At 71.9% G+C, this 23024-nt stretch carries 21 protein-coding genes; 12 read left to right on the forward strand and 9 right to left on the reverse strand.

The window, feature by feature from the left end:
• The first annotated feature begins 134 nt into the window (after positions 1-134).
• Both KDK95_RS09270 and KDK95_RS09275 read left to right on the forward strand, forming a co-directional pair.
• Entirely contained in the window at positions 135-1661 is a 1527-nt protein-coding gene (locus tag KDK95_RS09270; protein WP_212517644.1) for an MFS transporter, read from the forward strand.
• A gap of 187 nt (positions 1662-1848) precedes the next feature.
• On the forward strand, positions 1849-3684 hold the full coding sequence (locus KDK95_RS09275) for an anthranilate synthase family protein (protein ID WP_212517645.1): 1836 nt from the start codon (positions 1849-1851) through the stop codon (positions 3682-3684).
• Between the two features lie 55 nt (positions 3685-3739).
• Here KDK95_RS09275 and KDK95_RS09280 read toward each other — a convergent pair whose 3' ends face one another.
• Positions 3740-4765 carry a 6-phosphofructokinase gene (locus KDK95_RS09280; protein WP_212517646.1) on the reverse strand — a complete coding sequence of 342 codons (1026 nt, stop codon included), beginning with the start codon at positions 4763-4765 and terminating at the stop codon, positions 3740-3742.
• Between the two features lie 318 nt (positions 4766-5083).
• Between KDK95_RS09280 and KDK95_RS09285 the strand changes: the two genes are divergently transcribed.
• Entirely contained in the window at positions 5084-5743 is a 660-nt protein-coding gene (locus tag KDK95_RS09285; RefSeq protein ID WP_249160759.1) for a GTP cyclohydrolase II, read from the forward strand.
• Here the strand turns inward: KDK95_RS09285 and KDK95_RS09290 are convergent.
• Positions 5689-6456, reverse strand: a complete 768-nt coding sequence (locus KDK95_RS09290; protein ID WP_307844293.1) for a lysophospholipid acyltransferase family protein — start codon at positions 6454-6456, stop codon at positions 5689-5691. The two genes, KDK95_RS09285 and KDK95_RS09290, sit on opposite strands and share 55 nt — an antisense overlap.
• A gap of 244 nt (positions 6457-6700) precedes the next feature.
• On the opposite strand from KDK95_RS09290, the gene KDK95_RS09295 reads away from it, so the two are divergent.
• A complete protein-coding gene (locus KDK95_RS09295; RefSeq protein ID WP_212517648.1) occupies positions 6701-7516 on the forward strand; it encodes an alpha/beta hydrolase in 816 nt (271 codons plus the stop codon).
• On the forward strand, positions 7513-8052 hold the full coding sequence (locus KDK95_RS09300) for a hypothetical protein (protein ID WP_212517649.1): 540 nt from the start codon (positions 7513-7515) through the stop codon (positions 8050-8052). Before KDK95_RS09295 ends, KDK95_RS09300 begins: the two co-directional genes overlap by 4 nt.
• 138 nt (positions 8053-8190) lie before the next feature.
• Here KDK95_RS09300 and KDK95_RS09305 read toward each other — a convergent pair whose 3' ends face one another.
• From KDK95_RS09305 to KDK95_RS09320, 4 genes are all read right to left on the reverse strand, one after another.
• Positions 8191-9138 (reverse strand): ROK family glucokinase, encoded by a 948-nt coding sequence (locus KDK95_RS09305; protein ID WP_212517650.1) that lies wholly within the window; start codon positions 9136-9138, stop codon positions 8191-8193.
• 28 nt (positions 9139-9166) lie between these two features.
• The gene (locus KDK95_RS09310; protein WP_212517651.1) at positions 9167-9640 is read right to left on the reverse strand and encodes a hypothetical protein; all 474 of its coding nucleotides are present in this window, start codon (positions 9638-9640) and stop codon (positions 9167-9169) included.
• Positions 9641-9722: 82 nt separating this feature from the next.
• Entirely contained in the window at positions 9723-11096 is a 1374-nt protein-coding gene (locus KDK95_RS09315; RefSeq protein ID WP_212517652.1) for an ArsA family ATPase, read from the reverse strand.
• Complete coding sequence (locus KDK95_RS09320; RefSeq protein ID WP_212517653.1) at positions 11080-11526, reverse strand: SRPBCC family protein; 447 nt, start codon at positions 11524-11526, stop codon at positions 11080-11082. Before KDK95_RS09320 ends, KDK95_RS09315 begins: the two co-directional genes overlap by 17 nt.
• Positions 11527-11734: 208 nt before the next feature.
• On the opposite strand from KDK95_RS09320, the gene KDK95_RS09325 reads away from it, so the two are divergent.
• A complete protein-coding gene (locus tag KDK95_RS09325) occupies positions 11735-13546 on the forward strand; it encodes an AMP-dependent synthetase/ligase (protein WP_212517654.1) in 1812 nt (603 codons plus the stop codon).
• 17 nt (positions 13547-13563) lie between these two features.
• On the opposite strand, the gene KDK95_RS09330 is transcribed toward KDK95_RS09325, so the two are convergent.
• Entirely contained in the window at positions 13564-14694 is a 1131-nt protein-coding gene (locus KDK95_RS09330; RefSeq protein WP_212517655.1) for a LacI family DNA-binding transcriptional regulator, read from the reverse strand.
• A 69-nt stretch (positions 14695-14763) separates the two neighbouring features.
• Between KDK95_RS09330 and KDK95_RS09335 the strand changes: the two genes are divergently transcribed.
• Genes KDK95_RS09335 through KDK95_RS09350 form a run of 4 tightly spaced genes read left to right on the forward strand, consistent with a single transcriptional unit; the run spans position 14764 to position 18541 of the window.
• Complete coding sequence (locus KDK95_RS09335) at positions 14764-15930, forward strand: Gfo/Idh/MocA family protein (RefSeq protein WP_212517656.1); 1167 nt, start codon at positions 14764-14766, stop codon at positions 15928-15930.
• Positions 15930-17003: a dihydrodipicolinate synthase family protein gene (locus KDK95_RS09340; protein ID WP_212517657.1), complete on the forward strand. Its 1074-nt coding sequence runs from the start codon at positions 15930-15932 to the stop codon at positions 17001-17003. Before KDK95_RS09335 ends, KDK95_RS09340 begins: the two co-directional genes overlap by 1 nt.
• Positions 16996-17835: a sugar phosphate isomerase/epimerase family protein gene (locus KDK95_RS09345; RefSeq protein WP_212517658.1), complete on the forward strand. Its 840-nt coding sequence runs from the start codon at positions 16996-16998 to the stop codon at positions 17833-17835. Before KDK95_RS09340 ends, KDK95_RS09345 begins: the two co-directional genes overlap by 8 nt.
• A 22-nt stretch (positions 17836-17857) precedes the next feature.
• Positions 17858-18541: a ThuA domain-containing protein gene (locus KDK95_RS09350; RefSeq protein WP_212517659.1), complete on the forward strand. Its 684-nt coding sequence runs from the start codon at positions 17858-17860 to the stop codon at positions 18539-18541.
• A 68-nt stretch (positions 18542-18609) separates the two neighbouring features.
• Here KDK95_RS09350 and KDK95_RS09355 read toward each other — a convergent pair whose 3' ends face one another.
• The gene (locus KDK95_RS09355) at positions 18610-19449 is read right to left on the reverse strand and encodes a TrmH family RNA methyltransferase (RefSeq protein ID WP_307844294.1); all 840 of its coding nucleotides are present in this window, start codon (positions 19447-19449) and stop codon (positions 18610-18612) included.
• A 178-nt stretch (positions 19450-19627) separates the two neighbouring features.
• On the opposite strand from KDK95_RS09355, the gene KDK95_RS09360 reads away from it, so the two are divergent.
• On the forward strand, positions 19628-20410 hold the full coding sequence (locus KDK95_RS09360; protein ID WP_212517661.1) for a hypothetical protein: 783 nt from the start codon (positions 19628-19630) through the stop codon (positions 20408-20410).
• A gap of 16 nt (positions 20411-20426) precedes the next feature.
• Here the strand turns inward: KDK95_RS09360 and KDK95_RS09365 are convergent, their stop codons facing one another.
• A complete protein-coding gene (locus KDK95_RS09365; protein ID WP_212517662.1) occupies positions 20427-21590 on the reverse strand; it encodes a glycosyltransferase family 4 protein in 1164 nt (387 codons plus the stop codon).
• A gap of 78 nt (positions 21591-21668) precedes the next feature.
• Here KDK95_RS09365 and KDK95_RS09370 point away from each other — a divergent pair, with 78 nt between their 5' ends.
• Positions 21669-23003 carry a glycosyltransferase family 87 protein gene (locus KDK95_RS09370; protein WP_212517663.1) on the forward strand — a complete coding sequence of 445 codons (1335 nt, stop codon included), beginning with the start codon at positions 21669-21671 and terminating at the stop codon, positions 23001-23003.
• The last annotated feature ends 21 nt before the right edge of the window (positions 23004-23024 follow it).

The following is a 23024-nucleotide window of genomic DNA, read 5'->3' on the forward strand; positions in this document are numbered from 1 at the left end:
GCAAGGGCCTCAACGGCCCGACGGGGATCGTCCGTGTAACGCGAGGGAGCGCACGCGGATTCCGATTCCGGACCCCGACCTCGACTTCAGCTTCACTTCCGAGCTTCACGTGCCGAGCTGGACCCGCAGGACCCATGCAGCTTCGTCGGACGATCCTGGAGAACCACGTGTCCGTCACCGAGACATCCGCCGCGGCGTCAGCCGCATCCGCACCCGCCGCCGACACAACCAACCCCCGCCGGCCCGCGTTCACCGCCTATCCGGCGCGGTGGCGGGCCCTGCCGGTGATTCTGACCGCCATGTTCATGGCGATGTTCGACTACTTCGTCGTCAACGTCGCCGCCTCCTCCCTCCAGCACGACCTGCACGTCGGGTCCGCCGCGCTCGAGCTGATCGTCGGCGGGTACGGGTTCGCGTACGCCAGCGGGCTGATCACCGGCGGAAGGCTCGGCGACCTGCACGGGCACCGGCGCCTGTTCGTGTTCGGGATGGCGCTGTTCGCGATAGCCTCGCTGCTCTGCGGGCTCTCCCCGAGCGGCTGGTCGCTGGTCGCCTTCCGGGTGCTGCAGGGCGGCACCGCGGCGCTGATGGTGCCGCAGGTGCTGGCGCTGATCAACACGATGTTCCCGCCGGAGGAGCGGGCGCGGGCGATGTCCGCGTTCGGCGCGACGATCGGCATCGGCGCGGTCGCGGGGCAGGTCCTCGGCGGCGTGCTGCTGGACGCCAACCTGTTCGGCTGGGGCTGGCGGGCGATCTTCTTCATCAACGTGCCGATCGGGCTCGCGTCGGTGCTGCTCGCCGCGCGCTGGCTGCCGAAGCACGAGCCGACGCACCGGCCGAAGCTGGACCCGGTGGGCGCGATCGGCATCTCGCTGGCGCTCGCGCTGGTGCTCGTGCCGGTCACGCTCGGGCGCCCGGAGGGCTGGCCGCTGTGGACCTTCGTCTCGATGGCCGCGGCCGTCCCGGTGATGCTGGCCACGCTGCGCTACGAGAACCGGCTGCACGCCCGGGACGGCCAGCCCGTGCTGGACACGAACATGGTGCGCGAGCGGGTCTTCGCCGCTGGCATGGTGATCTCCGGCGGCTACCTGGCCTTCTTCGCCGGGTTCATGCTCTGCCTGACCCTGCTGCTGCAGGACGGCCTCGGCCTGTCGCCGCTGCGCGCCGGGCTCGCGTTCGCCCCGCTCGGCGTCGCGTTCGCGGTCAGCTCGTTCACGCTGGCGCGGCGGGTGGCCGACCGGATCGGCAACCGGGTGATCGTGCTCGGCGCGAGCCTGAGCTTCGTCGGCCTGGCGGTCACGATCGGCGTGCTGGCCTGGAAGGGCTCGGCGGTGACCGCGCTGGAGCTGATCCCGGGCGGCGTCGTCATCGGCCTGGGCAACGGCATGGCCATCCCCTCGATGATCGGCGCGGTGCTCTCCTCGGGCATCGAGCCGCACAAGGCGGGCATGGCGGCCGGCGCGCTGACCACGGCTCAGCAGTTCGGCAACGCGGTGGGCGCGACCGTGCTGGGCACGATCTTCTTCTCGGTGCTGGGCAACGGCGTCCACCTCAGCTCGTTCGTGAGCGCGATGGAGACCGCCTCCGCGGTCGGGCTCGGAATCGTGGTGCTCGTGCTCGCGTCGGCGTTCCTGCTCCCGAAGAAGGTCGCCCGGGCCTGATACAGTCAGCGCCATGAAGCTCGCGCTCGCGCAGAACCAGTGGTGGTGGCCGGTGACCCCGGCGGACCACTGAGCGCGCGCTTCTCCCCGAACCCCGCGACCGGCCGCCGTCAGGCGGCCGGTTTCGTGTTCCCACGGACAGTTCCCGGGCGTTGTGGCGGCACACGACCCCGAAGGACGCCCGCCCATGGAACCGCTCGCTCCGCCCTACGCCCTGATCCGCCGACACGACTCGATCGAGCTGCTGCGCGGCCGCGTCGAGACCTTCGAGCTGCTCGCCGACCTGCCGCGCGTCGAGGACGAGGGCGGCGAACTGCTCGCGCTCGTGCCGTACCGCCAGCTGCGGGAACGCGGCGACGCCTGCCACGACGACGGGACGCCGCTGCGTGCGCTGATCGTCGAGTCCCGGGAGACGGTCCAGCTCAGCGACCTGCCGACGGGCACCGCGCGGGTGCGCGACGGCGCGTTCGACGTCGAGGACGATGAGTACGCGCTCAAGGTCAAGGCCATCCTGGACGAGGAGATCGCCGCCGGAGAAGGCTCGAACTTCGTCCTGCGGCGCACCTACGTCGCACGATGCGACGACGCGGCCGAGACGGCGTTCGGCGCGTTCCGCAACCTCCTCGTGCAGGAACGCAACGCCTACTGGACGTTCCTCGTGCACACCGGCGACGCGATCATGGTCGGCGCCACGCCGGAGCGGCACGTGTCGCTGGAGTCGGGCGTGTGCACGATGAACCCGATCAGCGGCACGCTGCGCAAGCCGCCGAGCTCGGTCACCCGCGAGGAGCTGCTGGCCTTCCTCAGCGACCCGAAGGAGCGCGACGAGCTCGCGATGGTCGTCGACGAGGAGCTGAAGATGCTCGCGGAGGTCGGCGACCAGGGCGGCGTGATCGACGGGCCGTACCTGAAGGAGATGGCCAACCTCGCGCACACCGAGTACTACATCAGGGCCCGTACCACGATGGACGCGCGCGAGATCCTGCGCACGACGATGTTCGCGCCGACCGCGACCGGATCGCCGCTGCGCAACGCCTTCCGGGTGATTCTGCGGCACGAGAGCCGGGGGCACGAGACGGCCGGCCGCGGCTACTACGGCGGCGTCGCGGCGCTGATCGGGCGGGACGGGCACGGGAATCAGACCATGGACGCGCCGCTGATGCTGCGCGTGGCGTACCTGGATCCGGCGGACGGTTCGGTGCGCGTTCCCGTCGGGGCGACGCTGGTGCGCGGCTCGGATCCGTACGGCGAGGTGCGGGAGACGCACGCGAAGGCGGCGGGCGTGCTGCGGGCGTTCGGGGTGCGCACGGCGCCGACGTCCGGTGCGACGACGTCGTACGGCGTGGCGACCGGGCCGGTCTGGGCGGACGATCCGGTGGTGCGGGCCGCGCTCGCGTCGCGCAACGAGCGGCTCTCCCCCGCCTGGGCCACGTACCACGCGCCGGGCGAGCTCGCGGCACCCGAGCTGGCCGGACGCAGTGTGCTGATCATCGACAACGAGGACGCGTTCACCTCGATGCTGGCCGTCCAGCTGCGCAGTCTCGGCCTCGCGGTCACCCGGCTGCCGTACGACGCCGTGGACGGCACCGACGGCTACGACCTCGTCGTGCTCGGCCCCGGGCCGGGCGATCCGCGGGACGCGCAGAACCCGAAGATGCGGACCGTGCGCGCGTTCGCCCGGCAGCTGCTCGACGAGCGGCGCCCGACGCTCGCCATCTGCCTCGGCCACCAGCTGATGTGCGCGGAGCTCGGCCTGGAGCTGCACCGCAGGCCCACGCCGAACCAGGGGGCGCAGATCCCGGTCGGGCTGTTCGGGCGGACCGAGGCGCTCGGGTACTACAACTCGTACGCCGTTCTCGCGCCGCGCGCCGCGGGCGAGTGGGAGCTCGCGCACGACGGGCCGGAGCTCGCCGCGCTGCGCGGCCCGCACTACACCGGCCTGCAGTTCCATCCCGAGTCCGTGCTGACCAGGGACGGGCTGGCGATCCTGCGCCGGGAGCTGGCCCGCCTGCTGCCGGGATGAAAGAGAAGACCGGGCCCTCGCGCGCGAGGGCCCGGTCCGAAGATCGCTTACGGCTTTAGCCGAAGAGGACCTTGGCCTCCTCGTAGAGGCTCAGCGGGACGGTCTTGAGCTCGGTGGTGGCGGCGCTCAGCGGGACGCGGACGATGTCCGTGCCCTGCAGCGCGACCATCTTGCCCCAGTCGGCGTCCTTGACCGCGTCGATCGCGTGCAGGCCGAAGCGGGTGGCCAGCCAGCGGTCGCGGGGGGTCGGGGTGCCGCCGCGCTGCACGTGGCCGAGCACCGTGGTGCGCGACTCCTTGCCGGTGCGCTTCTCGATCTCGGCGGCCAGCCGCTCGCCGACGCCGCCGAGGCGGACGTGGCCGAAGGAGTCGACCTCCTGGTTGAGCAGGATCTCGTCGCCCTCCTGCGGAGCGGCGCCCTCGGAGACGACGACGATCGGCGCGTACTCGGACTTGAAGCGGGACTCGACCCACTCGCAGACCTGCTCGATGTCGTACTTCTCCTCGGGGATGAGGATGACGTTGGCGCCGCCGGCCATGCCGGAGTGCAGCGCGATCCAGCCGGCGTGGCGGCCCATGACCTCGATGACCAGCACGCGGTGGTGCGACTCGGCCGTGGTGTGCAGCCGGTCGATGGCCTCGGTCGCGATGGTCACCGCGGTGTCGAAGCCGAAGGTGTAGTCGGTGGCGTTCAGGTCGTTGTCGATGGTCTTCGGCACGCCGACCACCTGCACGCCCTGGGCGTGCAGCGCGGTGGCCACGCCGAGGGTGTCCTCGCCGCCGATGGCGACCAGGGCGTCCACGCCGAGGTTCGCCAGGTTCTCCTTGATGCGCTCGACGCCGCCCTCGATCTTGATCGGGTTGGTGCGGGACGAGCCGAGGATCGTGCCGCCGCGCGGCAGGATGCCGCGCACGGCCTTGACGTCGAGGGTACGGGTCAGGCCCTCGAGCGGACCGCGCCAGCCGTCGCGGAAGCCGACGAACTCGTAGCCGTACTGCTGGACGCCTTTGCGGACCACCGCCCGGATGACGGCGTTGAGACCGGGGCAGTCGCCCCCGCCGGTGAGCACTCCGACGCGCATGTCGTTCCCTTCGGGTATCTTCACGTGTGCCGTCAGCCGCCGCACCGGCCCGCACAGGCAGAAAAGCCTTTGACTGTGGGGTCGAGGTGGGGCGCCGTTGCCCTCGGACCGTCCAGACACCCTACGGTCACCGACCTCACCCCCCAACTTACCGGTTACCGACGGGTTTCGGATGCCCGGCTCGTATCGCGGACCGGTTACGCGCGGATGAACAGCGGCCGATCGGAGCGTCCGGGGGAATTTCCGGGCGGGCGTCGTCCGTTGAGTAGCGAGAACCGTACGTACTTCAGGTCCCCTCGAGCCCCAGGAGACAGATCGATGAGCAGCTCCTCTCCCGCGCCGGCCTCGGTGCGCACCTCGGTGCGGATCCCGCTGCGGTTCTCCGACGGCTTCCGGGTCGACGCCCAGGTGTTCACCTTCGACGGTCTCGCCGACGGGCAGGAGCACGTCGCCCTGGGCCTCGGCGACTACGAGCATACGAACACGCCCCTCGTCCGGTTGCACTCCGAGTGCCTCACGGGCGACGTGTTCGGCTCGGCCCGCTGCGATTGCGGGCCGCAGCTGCGCGACGCGGCCGAGCAGATCTCCCGGGTCGGCGGGTACCTCGTCTACCTGCGCCAGGAGGGCCGCGGCATCGGCCTGTACAACAAGCTGGACGCGTACGCGCTGCAGGACCAGGGCCTGAACACCTACGAGGCGAACGAGGCGCTCGGGCTGCCGTCCGACGGCCGCGACTACACCGCCGCCGCGCAGATGCTGAACACCCTCGGCGTGCGCCGGATCGAGCTGCTGTCGAACAACCCGGACAAGGCGAAGCAGCTGTCCGCGCACGGCATCGAGATCGAGCGCAGGGTGCCCACCGGCGTCTTCGTCACGCCCACCAACCTGCGCTACCTGCAGGCCAAGGTGACCGTGACCGGGCATCAGATCCTGCTGGACGGCTCCGGCGCCCCGGCGTTCCCGGCCGCGGCGGCCTGAGCCTCCGGCGGCGCGAGGGGCGCCTTCTTCACGTCGGAGGCGTAGCGGTCCACGTACTCGCTGCCGGTCATCTCGGCCAGCGTCTGCATGATCTCGTCGGTGACGGCGCGCAGCACGGTGTGCTCGTGCTCGGTGCCGTGGACCTCGGCCCACAGGCCGACGGCGTAGCGGGAGAAGTCCAGCGGCGCGCCGAAGGTGACGGTGACCGGGTAGACCTTCGGCACGAGCTTGCCGGTGGGCTGCACCTTCTCGGTGCCGGAGATCGCACAGGGCACGACCGGGCAGCGCGCGGTCAGCGCGATCCGCGCGGCTCCGGTGCGGCCCTTGTAGAGCCGGCCGTCCGGCGAACGGGTGCCCTCCGGGTAGAGGCCGACGATCTGGTCCTGGTCGAGCAGCCGCAGCGCGGTCTTGATCGCGGCGTCGGCGGCCTTGGCCCCGCCGCGGTCGATCGGCACCGAGCCGACGCCCGCGAAGAAGCCCTTCGAGAACCAGCCCTTCACGCCGTGCCCGGTGAAGTACTCGGCCTTCGCCAGGAACTTGACCGGGCGCGGTGTGAGCAGCGGCATGAAGATCGAGTCGGAGAAGGACTGGTGGTTCGCCACGAGCAGCACCGGGCCGGACTCCGGGATGTTCTCGACCCCCTCCCCCTGCGGGCGGAAGACGACATGCAGTGCCGGGCCGAGCAGGCCGCGCTTGAGCAAGCCGTATAACACCGGTCCTCCGATCGACAGGGACTGAAGAGCGTCCGCGGGACGGCCGCCGGGCTCGGGGGCCGCTCCCGGATCCGGCCCCCGTCCCTGGAAAGCTCTAACCTGGAAGATACCGAAGCGGCCGGACCTACGCGCCGTTCGCCGCGAGCACGGGCCGGGGCCACATTCCGGCGTATTACTGTACGAGACAAGGGATCGCGTGGGACCATGCGAACAGTAGCGCGTGACCCTCTGAAGGAGCGGGCCGATGGCCGACGTGGAGACTGACACCGTCGAGGGCCCCGTGGGCGAGGCCGCGCTGTCCGGCGTCGAGCCGTGGCGCGCCGGACCGGAGCGCGCGGCGATCGGCGTGCTGCTGTGCCACGGCTTCACCGGCTCGCCGCAGTCGATGCGGCCCTGGGGCGAGTACCTCGCCGAGCGCCACCCCGAGTACGCGATCGAGCTTCCGCTGCTGCCGGGGCACGGCCGGCCGTGGCGCGAGCTGCAGGCCACCCGCTGGACCGACTGGTACGCCCGGCTCGACGAGGCGTTCGCGGAGCTCAAGGCGCGCTGCGACCAGGTCTTCCTGATGGGTCTTTCGATGGGCGGCGGCCTCGCGCTGCGGCTGGCCGAGGAGCACGCGGCGGACGTGGCCGGCCTGGTGCTGGTGAACCCGTCGGTGACCCGGAACAAACCCGCCGAGGCGCTGCTGCCCTTGCTGAGCAAGGTGATCCCGTCCATCCCCGCGATCGCTTCGGACATCAAGAAGCCGGGCATGAAGGAGACGGGGACGGATCGCACGCCGCTGAAGGCCGCCCACTCGCTGAGCCGGTTCTGGACGGTCGTCACCGCGGACTTGCCGAAGGTGACGGCGCCGTTGCTGGTGCTGCACTCGGCGGAGGACCACGTCGTGCATCCCCGCAACAGCGCACTGGTGCTCGGGAAGGTGAGTTCCACGGACAAGCGCGAGGTCGTGCTGCGCGAGAGCTTCCACGTCGCGACGCTGGACCACGACGCGGAGCGGATCTTCGCCGACTCGGCGGAGTTCGTCGCACGGATCGGAGCAACGGAGAGGGCGTCATGAGCGAACCCGAGCGCGAGCCGGACGGTCGCGCCGACGCCGAGGCCGAGGCCGTCTGGAACGATCTGGTCGCCGCGTTCCACGAGTCGCCGTCCGGCGACGGACCGGTGCCGTGGCCGGAGGCGGAGAACGTCAGCCAGCAGCCGCCCGCGCCGGGGGCGCTGGAGCCCGGCGCCCGCGTGGTGCGCCCGGCCGCCCGGCCGGCCCCGCCGCGCTCCGTGGACGCCCGGCTGACCTGGACCTCGGGAGCGATCGGGCCGCGCGACGTGCCGGAGCCGCAGGAGCCGACTCCGGAGTCCTTCGAGCCGCCGACCCCGGAGCCGCTGCCCGAGCTGAACTGGCCGACCAAGGCGGCGTGGCTCGGTGCGCTCGGCGGGCCCGGGTACCTGATGGCGGCGACGATCCTGAACTGGCAGACGCCGACCTGGGCCGCGGTGGGCTGCGCGTTCGCCGGCCTGTGCGGGTTCGGCTACCTGGTGAGCCGGCTCAAGCCGCACCGGGACGACGATGACGACGACAACTACGGCGCGGTGGTCTGAGCGGAGCCGGCGAGCTGAAGAACGGAAATGGGCGGGCGCTTGAAAAAGCACCCGCCCACCTGCGTAAGACAGCCGTACCACCGTCTCGGAGCCCGGGCCCCGCTCACGCAACCGATCGCGCAGCGGGCCTGCGAGAGCTCACATACCGCGATCGCGCGCGAGGTCGGCGGCGCCGATGATGCCGGCGTCCGGGCCGAGGGTCGCGACGACCACCTCGGCCAGCGGGCGCTGGCCGGCGGCCGGCGCCTTCTCCTGGTAGGCCTTGCGGGCCGGGGCGACGAGGATCTCGCCGGCCTCGGACACGCCGCCGCCGAGGATGATCACGCCCGGGTCCAGGATCGCGGTCATGTCCGCCATCGCCTGGCCGATCCACGTCGCGACCTCGGTGAAGCCCTCGAGCGCGACCGGGTCGCCCTCGCGGGCGGCGACCGTGATGTGCGAGCCGACGATGCCCTCCGGGGTGCCGTCGCCGAGGCCGAGCAGGATCTTCGCCCGCTCCGGCTCGCGGGCCGCGCCCTGCTTAACGATCCGGGTCAGCGCGCTGCCCGACGCGTACTGCTCGATGCAGCCGTGCTGGCCGCAGCCGCAGGGCAGCCCGTCCGGCACCGCGCGGTAGTGGCCGAGCTCGGCGCCGATCCCGAAGTGGCCGCGCAGCAGGCGGCCGCCGATGATCACGCCGCCGCCGACGCCGGTGCCGATCGTCAGCATCACGACGTTGTCCCGGCCGGAGCCCGCGCCGAACCGGGCCTCGCCCCAGGCGGCCACGTTCGCGTCGTTCTCCACCACGACCGGGAGGTTGACCATCGCCTCGATCCGGTCCCGCAGCGGCTCGTTGCGCCAGGACATGTTCGCGGCGAACAGCACCGTCGCGCGGTCCGCGCTGACGAAGCCGGCCGCGCCGAGGCCGACGGCCTCGATCTCGTGCCCCTGCCGCACCGTGTTGACGGCCTCGGCGATCGTCGCGGCGACCTGCGCCGAATCGTGCGGGGTGGCGAGCTTGACCCGCTCCAGGATCGCGCCCTGCTCGTCCACCACACCGGCGGCGATCTTCGTGCCGCCGATGTCCACGCCGACCGTCAGTGCCATGCTGTCCTCACACGCCTCGTCGCTCGCATCAGCTCTCCGCCTCTTGGTCCTGCCCCGGCCCGTCGTCCGCGCCGGCCGCTCCGGCGCCGTCGCCCGGCGCGGGCGCGTCGTCGTCCAGCAGAACCTCGACGACGTCCGCCGTCTCGGACGGCTCCGCGTCCCGCGGGCCGGAACCGGCCCACAGCTGCTCGTTTCCGCGGATCAGCGAGCGCACCGCCGAGGCCAGCTCCTCGCCCGCCGTCGTCAGGTGCCCGGCCGCCTCCGGGTAGTTGCGCACCAGAGGCTGCAGGAACTGCGAGTACACGGCGTCCCACAGCTTGCGGGCCTCCGCGCCCAACGACTCCGGATCATCCCTCACCTGACGAGCCCGCGTCCAGTCCGGTCCGTCGGCCGAGGCCGCCGGAAGCTCCCGCTCGGCGTCCTGCACGGGGATCTCGAAGCCCTCGGCCTCATCGAACCCGTCGAACTGCTCGTCGCGCGGTTCGCGCTGAGATTCGTTCACGCTCTGCTCCCCGATTCGGCTCTTCGACAACTGGTGGACGGTGGACTGGGGTGCGCGGCAGGCCGCCGCGGGCGCCCTGCGCTCAGGACGAGGCGGCCGCGGCTCCGGCGGCGTCCGGCGGCGCGGGCGGCCCGCCGTCCGCGGGCTCCTCGTCCGCGCGGTCCGCGGGCCACTGCGCGGGGTCGGGCACGAAGCGGATCTCCAGGGCCTGATTGCGCAGCACGGCTCCGGCGATCTTGCAGCGCCGCAGCACCGGCTCCAGTCGCAGCGTACGTCGATAGGGGCCGACGGTGAGCACCAGCTCCTCGTCCCGGCGCAGCAGCCCCATCGCCCGGCGGTCCGCTCCCGGCAGGGGCACGCTCAGTACATACCCCTCCCCGGACTTCGCCACCGCCGGAGCGGGCGCCCGGCCCGGCGCGCCGAGCCCGTCCACCTCCCCGTAGGCGGCCGCGGCGACCACGGCGAGCTCCTCGAGGCCGAGCGGCTCGCAGGGCCGGTAGGGCACCTCGTGCCGGGCGACCCCGGCGAAGATCTCGGCGAGCTGCTCGGCGGCGATCTGCTGGGCGGCGGCCCAGCCGCGCGACCAGCTGTCCCGCGGCGCCTCCACGACCTGCCGGTTCACCATCAGCGCGTCCAGCCGCAGCCCGTAGAGCGCGAGTCCGCAGCGGGCGGTGCGCAGCCGGTCGAGGCCGACGATGTCCGGGGTGGCGACCAGCCGCACCGAGGAGAGCTGATGGGTCAGCACCTCCTCGACGGCGCCGCACTCGCGCACCAGAGCGTCCGTCAGGTCGACCAGCGCGGTCTGCGGCATCGGCAGCCCGGCGAAGGTCGCCAGCATCGGCCGCAGCGCGCGGGCCGCCTGCGTCTCCACCGGCCGGGCGCGGCGCAGCCAGTCGCGCGCGGCGACCGGCAGGGAGAGCAGCCGCAGCGCCTGGCCGAGCGGCGGCAGGTCGGCCACGACCAGGTCCCAGGCGCCGCCGTCGACCGCGGCCGCGATCTCGGCCAGGGCGAGGGGCTCGCCGGCGCCGGGCGGGGCGAGCAGCTCGGCGGCGTCCGGCGGGGTCAGGCCGACGGTCTCGACGAAGGTGCGGACCCGGGTGACTGCCTTGCCGTACCACTGCTCGAAGGCGGCCTGCGGGGCGAAGCTCTGCGCGTAAAGCAGGCCGTCGACCTGCGTGGGGACCGCGCCGACCGGGTGGTCGAGGACGGTGGCCAGGTCGGCGCCGTCCCCGTCGTGGGAGAGCGAGCCCAGGGAGAGCAGCAGCGTGCGCATGCCGCGCTGCGCCCCGTGCGCGGCGGTGGCGGCGGCCAGCGTGGTCACGCCGCTGCCGCCCTTGCCGGTGAACAGGATCAGATTGGTCACGCGGGAGTCCGGGCCGGCCTGCGCCGCCGAGCGCGCGCCGCCGTCCGCCTCCCCCTCGCCCGAGCCGGGGCCGCCGTTACCGTAGGGACTCAACGCGCTTCTTCAACCCGGCCAGGGCGCGGTCGATGATGACCTTCTCCATCTTGGACTTCATCATGCCGAGCAGCGGGATCTTGGTGTCCACGGCGAGGGTGTACTCCACCGTCGTGCTCGCCCCGTCGGCGCCCGGCGTCAGCGTGTACGCGCCCTCCAGCGAGCGCAGCATGTCGCCCTTGACCAGGCTCCAGCGCACGGCGCTGTCCCCCTCGAAGGTGTAGGCCAGCTCCTGCCGGTCGCGCAGCGCGCCGCCGTCGATGGTCAGCACGGCCCGGCTGGCCCGCCCGGTCGCCGGATCGGTCTCCAGCACCTCGGCCCGCTTGACCTCCCCGGTCCACTCCGGGTACGTCTGCAGGTCCGCGATCACGGCCATGACCGCGTCGGCCGGCGCGCCGATCTCGATCGAGGCCCGGGTACGGTCCGCCATCGGTCCCCTTCCCATCCGTCGCCGCTCCGCGTTAACGCTCCCTGTCGCCCAAGGGTATCGCGTCGGCCCGACACGAGGTCCGGCCCGGTCCACCGGCGCGGAAATCTTGCCCATACACTCTGGCTACCGGCCGGTAATAAGTTGTACCTTCGTGGCGCGGGCGTTTTTCGGTCCCGCCTGCCTACCCTCCAGTGCAAGGAGCCTGTCCGTGCGCGAGTTCACCGTCGAACCGTTGTACAAGGTGCCCGAGAAGGCGAACCTGACCGACCTGGTGCACACGCCCGCGGTCGAGGTGCCGGATCAAGTCGGCCTGGCCCGCAAGGTCGGCGGCGCCTGGCGGGACGTGACCTTTGCGACCTTCCTCGCGGAAGTGCAGTCCGCGGCCAGGGGCCTGGTGGCCCTCGGCGTGTCGGCAGGCGACCGGGTCGCGATCATGTCGCGCACGAGCTACGAGTGGTCGCTGCTCGACTTCGCGGTCTGGGAGGCCGGCGGCGTGCCGGTGCCGATCTACGAGACCTCCTCGGCCGAGCAGGTCGCCTGGATCCTGAAGGACTCCGGCGCGGTGGCCGTGTTCACCGAGCTGGACGCGAACACCGCGATGGTCGAGTCGGTGCGCGACCAGGCGGACGCCCTCAAGAACATCTGGCAGATCGAGCCGAGCGGCGACGGCCGCGGCGCGCTGGCGATGCTGGCCGAGGCCGGCGCCGAGGTGAGCGCGGAGACGCTGGCCGCGCGCCGCGCCACCCTGCGCCCGGACAGCGTCGCCACCATCATCTACACCTCGGGCACCACCGGCCGCCCGAAGGGCTGCGTGCTCACCCACGGCAACCTGCTGGCCGAGGCGGGCAACGCGGTCGCCCAGCTGACCAAGATGTTCAAGGGCGAGGAGGCCAGCACCCTGCTGTTCCTCCCGCTGGCCCACGTGTTCGCGCGCATCGTCAACCTCGGCGCGCTGATGGCCCGCGCGAAGCTCGGCCACTGCGGCGACACCAAGCAGCTGCTGCCGGAGCTCGCGTCCTTCAAGCCGACCTTCCTGCTGACCATCCCGCGCGTGCTGGAGAAGGTCTACAACTCGGCCAGCCAGAAGGCGCACGCCGAGGGCAAGGGCAAGATCTTCGACGCCGCGGCCGCCACCGCGATCGCCTGGGGCGAGGCCAAGTACCAGGGCAGGATCCCGGTCGGGCTGAACCTCAAGCACAAGGTCTTCGACCGCCTCGTCTACGGCAAGCTGCGCGCGGCCCTCGGCGGCCGGACCACGCACACCATCTCGGGCGGCGCCCCGCTCGGCGAGCGGCTGACGTACTTCTACAACGGCATCGGCCTGACGGTCTGCGAGGGCTACGGCCTGACCGAAACCTCCCCCGCGATCGCGGTGAACCCGATCGACGCGATCCGCCCGGGCACGGTCGGCACCCCGCTGCCGGGCGTCACCCTGCGCATCGCGCAGGACGGCGAGATCCAGGCCAAGGGCGAGGTCGTCTTCCACGGCTACTGGAACAACGACGCCGCGACCAAGGACGTGATGACCGAGGACGGCTTCTTCAAGACCGGAGACCTCGGCGAGCTAGACCAGGACGGCTACCTGCGGATCACCGGCCGCAAGAAGGAGCTGCTGGTCACCTCCGGCGGCAAGAACGTGGCCCCGGCCGTGCTCGAGGACCGGCTCAACGCGCACGCGCTGGTGGCCCAGTCGATGGTCGTCGGCGACGCCAAGCCGTTCATCAGCGCGCTGATCACGCTGGATCCGGAGTCGCTGCCGCACTGGCTCTCCCAGCACGGCAAGCCCGCCGACATGCCGCTCGCCGACCTGTGCAAGGACCCGGAGCTGCTCGCCGACCTCCAGGCCGCCGTGGACGACGCGAACAAGGCGGTCTCCAAGGCCGAGTCCGTCCGCAAGTTCGAGGTGCTGCCGGTCGAGTGGAGCATCGACGCGGGCCAGCTCACCCCGAAGCAGAGCATCCGCCGGCACATCCTGACGGCCGAGTACGCCGACAAGATCGAGGCGATGTACGCGCGCTGAGGCGCGGTCGAACCGCTCTACGTCGTCCGCGCGCCCGCAGCCTCGGCTGTGGACGCGCGGACGACGAGTTCCACGGGGAAGTCGACGGTCCGCCGGGACGCGGCAGCGCCGGGCTCGGCGGCCGACGCGGCGGACGGCCCGGCGGCGGGTGACGCGCCGTCGGAACCGGTCAGCAGCAGGGCCATCGCGCGTTCGCCCATCTGCCGCAGCGGCAGGCGGACGGTGGTCAGCGCGGGGCTGAGGTCGGCGGCGAAGGGGAGGTCGTCGAAGCCGACCACGGACAGGTCCTCGGGGACGCGGCGGCCCGCGTCGCGCGCCGCGGCGAGGGCTCCGGCGGCCATGAGGTCGTTGAGGGCGATCAGGGCCGTGAGGCCGCCGTCCGGGTGCGCCGCGAGGAGCTTCGCGGCGGCCTCGTAGCCGCCCTCGCGGGTGAAGTCCGCCTCCACCGTGCGCAGGCCGTCGCCGAGGCCTTCGAGGCGCTGGCGGACGGTCAGCAGCGTGCCGGGGCCGGAGACGACGCCGATGCGGCGGTGGCCGAGCGCTTCCAGGTGCGCGCGGGCCTGGCGGGCGCCGTCGGTGTTGTCAGGGACGACGGCGTCGATGTGGGCGTCGGGGCGGGCGCCGATCGCGGTGACGCGGCCTCCCTCGCGGGTGAACGCCGTGATCGCGTCGGCGAGCCGGCCGCTGACGGCGGGGTCGGTGCTGCCGCTTCCCGCGAGCAGGGCGCCGCGCGCGCCCTGGGCCCGCAGCCTGCCGAGGTAGTCGATCTCGAGCTCGGGGTCGCGGAAGGTCGCGGCCATCATCACCATGACGCCGTCGGCGTGCGCGGCGTGCATGGCGCCGGTCGCGATGGCCGCGAAGTACGGGTCGGTCACGTCGTGCACGATCAGGCCGACGGTGCTCGACCGGGCGCGGGCCAGGGCCTGCGCGTGCGGGTTGGAGACGTAGCCGAGGCGCTCGGCGGCGGCCTGGACGCGCTCGGCGAGCGCGCCGCGCACCTCGCGGCCGCCGGAGCGGTGCAGCACCCGGGAGGCCGTCGCGAGCGACACCTCGGCCTCGGCCGCCACCTGCTTGAGCGTCACCGCGCCGGTCACCGGCCTGACCCGGCCGGCGGGGACCTCGGCGGCTCTTGACCTCTGCTCGTCCACGCCCCTACCCTACTCGCTGGAAAGCGCTTTCCAAATTTCCCGTCTCCAGCTTCCCCGAGGAAGGGCCAGATGAGCCGCAGCACTCTCGGCATCGTGATGAACGGCGTCACCGGACGCATGGGCTACCGCCAGCACCTCGTCCGCTCGATCCTGGCCCTGCGCGAGCAGGGCGGCCTCGCGCTGCCCGACGGGACGGTCCTGTGGCCCGAGCCCGTGCTCGTCGGCCGCAACGCGGACAAGCTCGAAGCCCTCGCCGCAAAGCACGGCCTGTCGCGGTGGACCACCGACCTGGACGCGGCGCTCGCCGACCCGGCCAACCAGATCTACTTCGACGCCCAGCTCACCCCCTTGCGCGAGGCCGCCGTCAAGAAGGCGATCGCGGCGGGCAAGCACATCTACGTCGAGAAGCCCACCGCCTCCTCGCTGACCGGCGCCCAGGAGCTGGCCCGGCTCGCCGACGCCGCGGGCGTCAAGCACGGCGTCGTGCAGGACAAGCTCTTCCTGCCGGGCCTGCTCAAGCTCAAGCGCCTGGTCGACGGCGGCTTCTTCGGCCGGATCCTGTCCGTGCGCGGTGAGTTCGGCTACTGGGTCTTCGAGGGCGACTGGCAGGAGGCGCAGCGACCGTCCTGGAACTACCGCGCGGAGGACGGCGGCGGCATCGTGCTCGATATGTTCCCGCACTGGCAGTACGTCCTGGAGCACATCGTCGCGCCGGTCCGCTCGGTGTACGCGCACGCCGCCACGCACATCCCGGAGCGGGTCGACGAGCTCGGCAAGCCCTACCAGGCCACCGCGGACGACGCGGCGTACGGCGTGTTCGAGCTCGAAGGCGGCATCGTCGCGCAGATCAACTCCTCCTGGGCAGTCCGGGTCAACCGCGAGGAACTCGTCGAGTTCCAGGTGGACGGAACGCACGGCAGCGCCGTCGCCGGCCTGCGCGAGTGCCGCTTCCAGTCCCGCGCCGGAACGCCGAAGCCGGTGTGGAACCCGGACATCCCGAACACCGTGCCCTTCCGCGAGCAGTGGCAGACCGTGCCGGACAACGGCGATTTCGACAACGGATTCAAGATCCAGTGGGAGCTGTTCCTCAAGCACGTCGCACTGAGCGCGCCGGGAACGCCGTTCGCGCACGACCTGTGGGCCGGCGCGAAGGGCGTGCAGCTCGCCGAACTCGGCCTGCTCTCCGCCGCCGAGGGCCGCCGGGTCGAGGTTCCCGAGCTCGGCCGGGGCGCCTGATGCCCGCCTCCCGCACCGTGTTCGCCGCCGCGCACGTCGTGGCCGATCCGAACGCGGACAACGCGCCGGGCGCCCCGTCGGCGGTGGACTGGGACGCGACCCTCGCGTTCCGGCACCGGCTCTGGTCGCTCGGCCTCGGCATCGCCGACGCGATGGACACCGCGCAGCGCGGCATGGGCCTGGACTGGGCCGCCACGCAGGAGCTGATCCGCCGCTCGGGCGCCGAGGCGCGGGCCGTCGGCGGTCTGCTCTGCTGCGGCGTCGGCACGGACCAGCTGGTCGCGAACGGACCGGCGACCGGAGCAAGCGCGCTCGCGGACATCGTCGCCGCGTACGAACAGCAGCTTGAGGTCGTCGAGCAGGCCGGAGCGCAGCCGGTGCTGATGTGCAGCCGCGCGCTGGCCGCCGGCGCACGCGGCGCCGACGACTACGCCGACGTGTACGCGCGCGTCATCGGCCAGGCGTCGAGTCCGGTGATCCTGCACTGGCTCGGCGACATGTTCGACCCCGCGCTCCGGGGCTACTGGGGTGGCGCCGACCTGGACGGCGCGACCGAATCAGTGCTCGCGATCATCAACGAGCACGCGGCGAAGATCGACGGCATCAAGGTCTCGCTGCTCGACGCGGACCGCGAGATCGCGCTTCGCCGCCGGCTGCCGCGGGGCGTTCGCCTGTACACCGGCGACGACTTCAACTTCCCGGAGCTCGTCGCGGGCGACGAACACGGCTTCAGCCACGCCCTGCTCGGCATCTTCGACCCGCTCGCCACGCAGGCCGCGCAGGCCTTCGCGCTGCTGGACGCGGGCGACGTCGCCGGGTTCCGCGGCGTGCTCGACCCGCTGGTCCCGCTGGCCCGGCACATCTTCGCGGCCCCGACCCAGTTCTACAAGACCGGCGTCGTGTTCCTGGCGTACCTGTCCGGTTATCAGGACCACTTCACGATGCTCGGCGGCCAGGAGGCCGGCCGCGACCGCGAGCATCTGGCGAAGCTGTACGAGATGGCCGTCGCCGGCGGCATCCTCCCCGACGCGGAAGTCGCCGCGGCGCGCTTCAAGGGGTACTGCGGTGACTGATCACACGGCTGAGCAGCTGTCGCTGAACGTTTGGACGACGAAGGGCTGGAGCCTCGGCGAGGCCGTAGCCGGCTGCGTCGAGCAGGGCGTGCCGGGCATCGGCCTGTGGCGCGACAAGGTAGCCGAGCACGGCCTCGAAGCCTCGGCGAAGCTGGTGCGCGAGGCGGGTCTGACCGTGACGAGCCTGTGCCGCGGCGGGTTCTTCACCTCGCCTGACTGGCAGGCGGACAACCACGCCGCCGTGGACGAGTGCGTGGCGCTGGGCACGGACGTCCTCGTGCTCGTCGTCGGCGGTCTGCCGTCGGGCAGCAGGGACCTGGCCGCGGCACGTGCGGCGGTGACGGACGGAATCGCCGAGCTCGCGCCGTATGCCGAGTCGCGCGGCGTGAAGCTGGCGATCGAGCCGCTGCACCCGATGTTCTGCGCCGACCGCGCGGTCGTCTCGACCCTCGGCCAGGCCCTGGACATCGCCGACGAGGTCGCCGTGCGCACCGGATGCCGGAACGTCGGGGTGTGCGTCGACACGTACCACATCTGGTGGGATCCGCAGGTCTTCGCGCAGATCGAGCGCGCGGGCGCGGCGGGCCGGATCCTCGCGTTCCAGGTGTGCGACTTCCTGATCCCGATCCCGGCGGACGCGCTGCTCGGCCGCGGGCACGTGGGCGACGGCGTGATCGACATCGCTTCGTTCGTCCGCGCCGTGCGGGAGGCGGGATATAAGGGATTCATCGAAGTGGAGATCTTCAACCAGGAGATCTGGGACACACCGGGTGATCAGACTCTGCGAACCGTGATAGACCGGCATACGCAACTGTTGGCCGAGCTGGACTGAGCGGACGGAGCGTACGGCCGTCATGGCGCGGATATTGGTGTACTCGCGGACGACCGGATATCGGCACTCGTCGATCCAGGCCGGGGTCGAGGCGTTGGAGAAGCTGGGCGCCGACCACAGTTTCGCCGTCGAGGCGAGCGAGGGCGTGCACTGCTTCCGGCCCGGCCGGCTGGAGCGGTACGACGCGATCGTGTTCCTGTCCACCAGCGGCGCCGTGCTCGACGAGATGGGCCGCGCCGCCCTCGCGCACTACATGAAGCAGGGCGGCAGCTGGCTGGGCATCCACGCCGCGTCCACCACCGAGTACGACTGGCCGTGGTTCGAGGGCCTGGTCGGCGCGTGGTTCGACCGGCACCCGGAGATCCAGCCCGCGGTCATCGACGTCGAGGACCGCGAGCACCCGGCGACCGAGCACCTCGGCGAGAAGTGGGAGCGCACCGACGAGTGGTACGCGTTCCGCCGCAACCCGCGCTCGGCGGTGCAGGACATCAGGATCCTGCTGACGGTCGACGAGGCGACGTACCAGGGCGGCACGATGGGCGCCGACCATCCGCTGTCCTGGTGCCACGAATACGGCGGCGGCAAGGCGTTCTACACCGCCCTCGGACACGCCGATGAGACGTACCAGGACCCGGAATTCCTGCGCCACGTGCTCGGCGGCCTGCGGTGGCTCGGCGTGGAGACGAAGGAACCGGACGAGGCGTAGGAGGGCGTCGAAGACCGCCGCCACCTCGTCGGCCGTCAGTCGGCCGTCAGTTGGCCGCCAGTCGGCTGTCAGCGGGCCGTGGAGTGTCGCTGCCGGGCCGCCTCGTAGAGCACGACGCTTGCCGCGTTGGCTGCGTTGAGGGAGCTCGCCGCGCCGCCGATCGGAATGCGCACGAGCGCGTCGCAGGCCTCGCGCCAGCCCTGGCTGAGCCCGTTGGTCTCGTTGCCGATCGCGAGCAGCGTCGGGACGGTCAGGTCGAACTCGGCCACGTCCGCCTCGCCGTGCTCGTCCGTGCCGACCACCTGGATCGGGCTGCCCGCGGCACGCCGGCCGGCGATCCACTCCTGGACCTGCGCGTGGCCGGGCACCCGCACCGTGGGCAGCGCGAAGAGCGAGCCGGTGCTCGCGCGCACGGCCTTCGGGTCGTAGGGGTCGGCGGCGTGGCCGGACACGATCACCCCGTGCGCGCCGAACGCGTCGGCCGAGCGGATGATCGAGCCCAGATTCCCGGGACTGGTCGGCCGGTCGAAGACGAGACCGAGGAATGCGTCGGCCCCGGCCGTGGCGCCGGGCCGTCCATTGAGCCGATCGAGTGAGTCCGGCGCCATACCGACGACAGCGATGAGTTCCGGCGGGGTCGAATCCTTCTCGCCGAGTTCCGCGATGAGTTCCCCGGCCATGCCGTACTGCGCCGTACGGGTGGAACGCAGCGTGTCGGCGGCCCATCGGGAGAGCGGCCGGTCCAGATCGAACAGCAGCGCGTGCACCGGCCAGCCGTACTGCAGCGCGAGGCCGATCGGGCGAACGCCCTGCACCAGGAACTCCCCGGCCCGGTGCCGCTTGCTGCGGTTCCCGAGCAGGGCCTCCCATTGCTGGAACCGGGCGTTGCGCGACGTGATCCTCTCCACCCGCAGGAGTGTAGCGAGGGGCGAAGCTGCGGCGTTGTGTTCAAAACAGCACAGACGGTAGGGTGCAGATTCGTTCATCCCAGGATGACGAGAGAAGTTTCCGGCAGTTGTCTGATAACTACGCCGAGCTCGAAGCGCGAACTCCCACTCGCGCGCCGGCGGGAGAAGAATCAAAACAGTGGTCGACAGAGGAGACCCCTGGGGGTATCGCGCGACGGACGTGGCCGTGTTCCACGGCGTCGCCTACCGCCAGGGGTCAGTGGATGATCCGATATGGCCGCGGGTAGCGCTGATCAAGGGGGAGAACACGATCCTGGTCCACCCGGACCGGCTCGACGAGTGGTTCACCTCGCGCTGGACGTTCACCTGGCGCGGCGAGCCCTTCGAGGCGCGCGGATTGACCGACGACATGATGGAAGGGGTATACCTCGGCGCTGACACCGAATTCGCCGCCGAACACCTGAGGCCGGGCTCCGGGCGCTGGGGACGTTTCCCGCGCGCCGAGATCGCCGACCTGACGCAGCACCGCGATCCGCTGCTCCCCCGCTTCCGCCGCGAGCAGGCGCTGATGGCCGACGCGGGCAGGTACCGCTCAGGCACCTTCGCGCGCTTCGAGGGCCGGGTCCTGCCGGCCGCGGACGCGGTCGACGAGCAGTCGCGGCTCGCGCTCACCGGCCCGTCGCACGTGGGCCCGCTCCGGGTCACGCTGGACGAGGTCGAGGAGTGGTACACCGCCACCTGGACCTTCCGCTGGTGGAACGAGCCCTTCGAGGTCGTCGACGTGACGCAGGGCCGGATCAAGGGCCTGTACATCGGCGGCCAGGCGCACTTCGCCTGGGACTACCTGCACCCCGAGCCGGGCACCGCGCAGGACTACACCATCCTGCTGCCCGAGGAGAGCGTCACCGACCTCGCCGAGCACCGCGAGGACCTGCTCCGCCGCTGGCGGGACAAGCAGTAGCCGGCCGCCACCGCGGTCAGATCTGCAGCAGCTCCCGGAACCTGCGCTGCACGAGCGGCCACTGCCACTCGCGCTCCACCCAGGCCCGGCCGGCCACACCCATCCGCGCCGCCTTCGCCGGGTCGTTCAGCAGCTCCGCGACACGTTCGGCCGTCTGAGTGACACTCAGCTCGCCGCTCCCGGGAACGACGTAACCCGTCTCCCCCTCGATCACCGCGTCGGGCGCGCCGCCCGAGTCCCCGCCGACGACGGCCATGCCGAGGGCCGAGGCCTCCAGGTAGACGATGCCGAGGCCCTCGATGTCCAGGCCGCCGCGGCGGGTCCGGCACGGCATCGCGAATACGTCGCCCGCCGCGTAGAGCCGCGGCAGCTCGGCCCAGGACACCGGCCCGCTGAACACGACGTCCTTCGCGACGCCGGTGTCCGCGGCGAGCTTCTCCAGGTCCTTGCGGTACGGTCCGCCGCTGCCGATCAGCAGGGCCGCGTCCGGGACCGCCTTCTTGATCAGCGGCAGGGCCTTGATCAGCGTGTCCTGGCCCTTGCGCGGCACCAGCCGGGAGACGCACACGACCGTCGGCCGGTCCGCGAGGCCGAGGCTCTTGCGCAGCTGCGCGGTCTCCGGCTCGTCGCGCACGCCGGGGTGGAAGGTCTGCACGTCCACGCCGGGGTGCAGCTGCGCCATCCGCTCGCGCGCCGCCGGTTTGAGCACGTCCCCGACCTTGCGGTGGTAGTACTCGACCAGGTAGGTGAGCACGTCGACTCCGTCACCGATCCGGCGGAGCAGCTGCCGGGCCGCGGGCAGCTGCGCCCAGCCCGCCTCGTGGCCGTGCGTGGTCGCGACGAGCCGCTCGACGCCCGCCTTGCGGCGCAGCGTCGGCGCCATCAGCGCGAGCGGCGCGGCGGCGCCGAACCACACCCGGTCGCAGCCCTCGGATCTGGCGATCTCCACCGCGCGCCGCACCCGCTTCGGGTCCGGAACCATCACGGTTGTCTGGTCACGAATCGTCAGATACTGACGTTCGGCATCATACGCACGGCACTCCGCCGCCTTGCCGCGCCAGGTGGAGGCGTAGACGACCACGTCCGAAGGGGTGAACCCGTCGACCATCGCTTGGACGAACGCCTGGATACCGCCGGGTCGCGGGGGGTAGTCGTTGGTGACGACGAGGGTGCGGGCCATGGCTCTACGATCTCATCTCCGTGCCCCGGCGACGCACCGCCCACCACGGGACCGCTCCACAGCAGAACAGGACCGCCGATGACGCTCCGGGCCATGCTGACCTTCCCGCGGCTGCGCTCGGCGGCGCTGCCCGCGGCCGTCTGGGCGTGGACCCGCGGCGTGCTGCTGCTGTACGTCTACAACGTGCTGCCGTACATCTCGCACGGCGACATCACCGGGGACCTCAAGCTCTACAACCGCTGGTCGACGATCTTCAGCACCGGGCACTTCCCGCAGGGCGACCGCAGTTGGCAGTACCCGCCGGGCGCCGCGCTGGTCATCGAGTTCCCGCGGCTGGTCCGCTCGGTGACCGGACTGAGCTACTACTCGACGTTCTACGCGATGGCGCTGGCATCCGATCTGATCATCTTCCTGCTGGTCGTCTACCGCTGCTGGCGCACCCAGACGGAGACCGGCGGCGAGAAGGCCGACTACACCGGCGCCTACGCGTACGTCGCGGCGATCTTCATGCTCGGGCCCTTCATCTTCGGCCGCTACGACATCACGGTCACCATGATCGCGTCGGTCGGCCTGGTCGTGACGCTGCGCACGGCCGCCTCGACGTGGCGGCTGCGCGGCGCCGCGATCGGCCTCGGCACGATCGTGAAGCTCTGGCCGATGGCCCTGCTCCTCGGCCTGCCACGCGGCCGCGACGGCCGGCGGGCGGTCGTCTGGACGGTGCTCGGCGGCGGCGTTCCGATGCTCCTGCTGCTGATCATGCCCGGCTCGCTCTCCTTCCTGCAGCAGCAGGGCGGCCGGGGCCTGGAGATCGAATCCGTGCTGGCCACGCCGTTCCTGCTGGCCCGGCACTTCGGCTACCACGCGGTGATCCGCAACCGCTACGGCTCCTGGGAGATCATCGGGCCGGGCATCAGCGCGATCGCCGCGTTCTGCGAACTGCTCACGCTGCTCGGCTTCTGCTGGCTGCTGTGGTGGCGCCGTCGCGCGAAACTGACACCGGGCCGCTGGACCGAGGGCGTGTACTACGACGCGGCCCTCGTCGCCGTCATGATCTCGATCATCACCAGCAGGGTGCTGAGCCCGCAGTACCTCGTCTGGGTGTGCGGCCTGATCGCCCTCTGCCTCGCGATCGCGCCGCTCAAGCACGGCGGCACGGTGCTGGCCGGGCCGTGCTGGCTGCTGCTCGGGACGATCTCCGTCACCCAGCTGGAGTTCCCGCTGCTGTTCCCCGCGCTCGTGCACGGCAGCACCAAGGCCGCGCTCTTCGTCACCTGCCGCAACGGCCTGCTCGTCGGCGCGACGATCTGGGCTGCGTTCCTGCTGTGGAAGCGGTACGTCGTCGTCGAAAGGCGCGTCCCAGAGATCCCCGAGGCGGAGGAGGAGGCGGACCGCGAGCCGGAGCCGTGCGTGTGACTCGGCGGCGGCCTCCCTCGC

It is taken from the genome of Actinospica acidithermotolerans (assembly GCF_018139625.1).
GTDB classification, from domain to species: Bacteria; Actinomycetota; Actinomycetes; order Streptomycetales; family Catenulisporaceae; genus Actinospica; species Actinospica acidithermotolerans.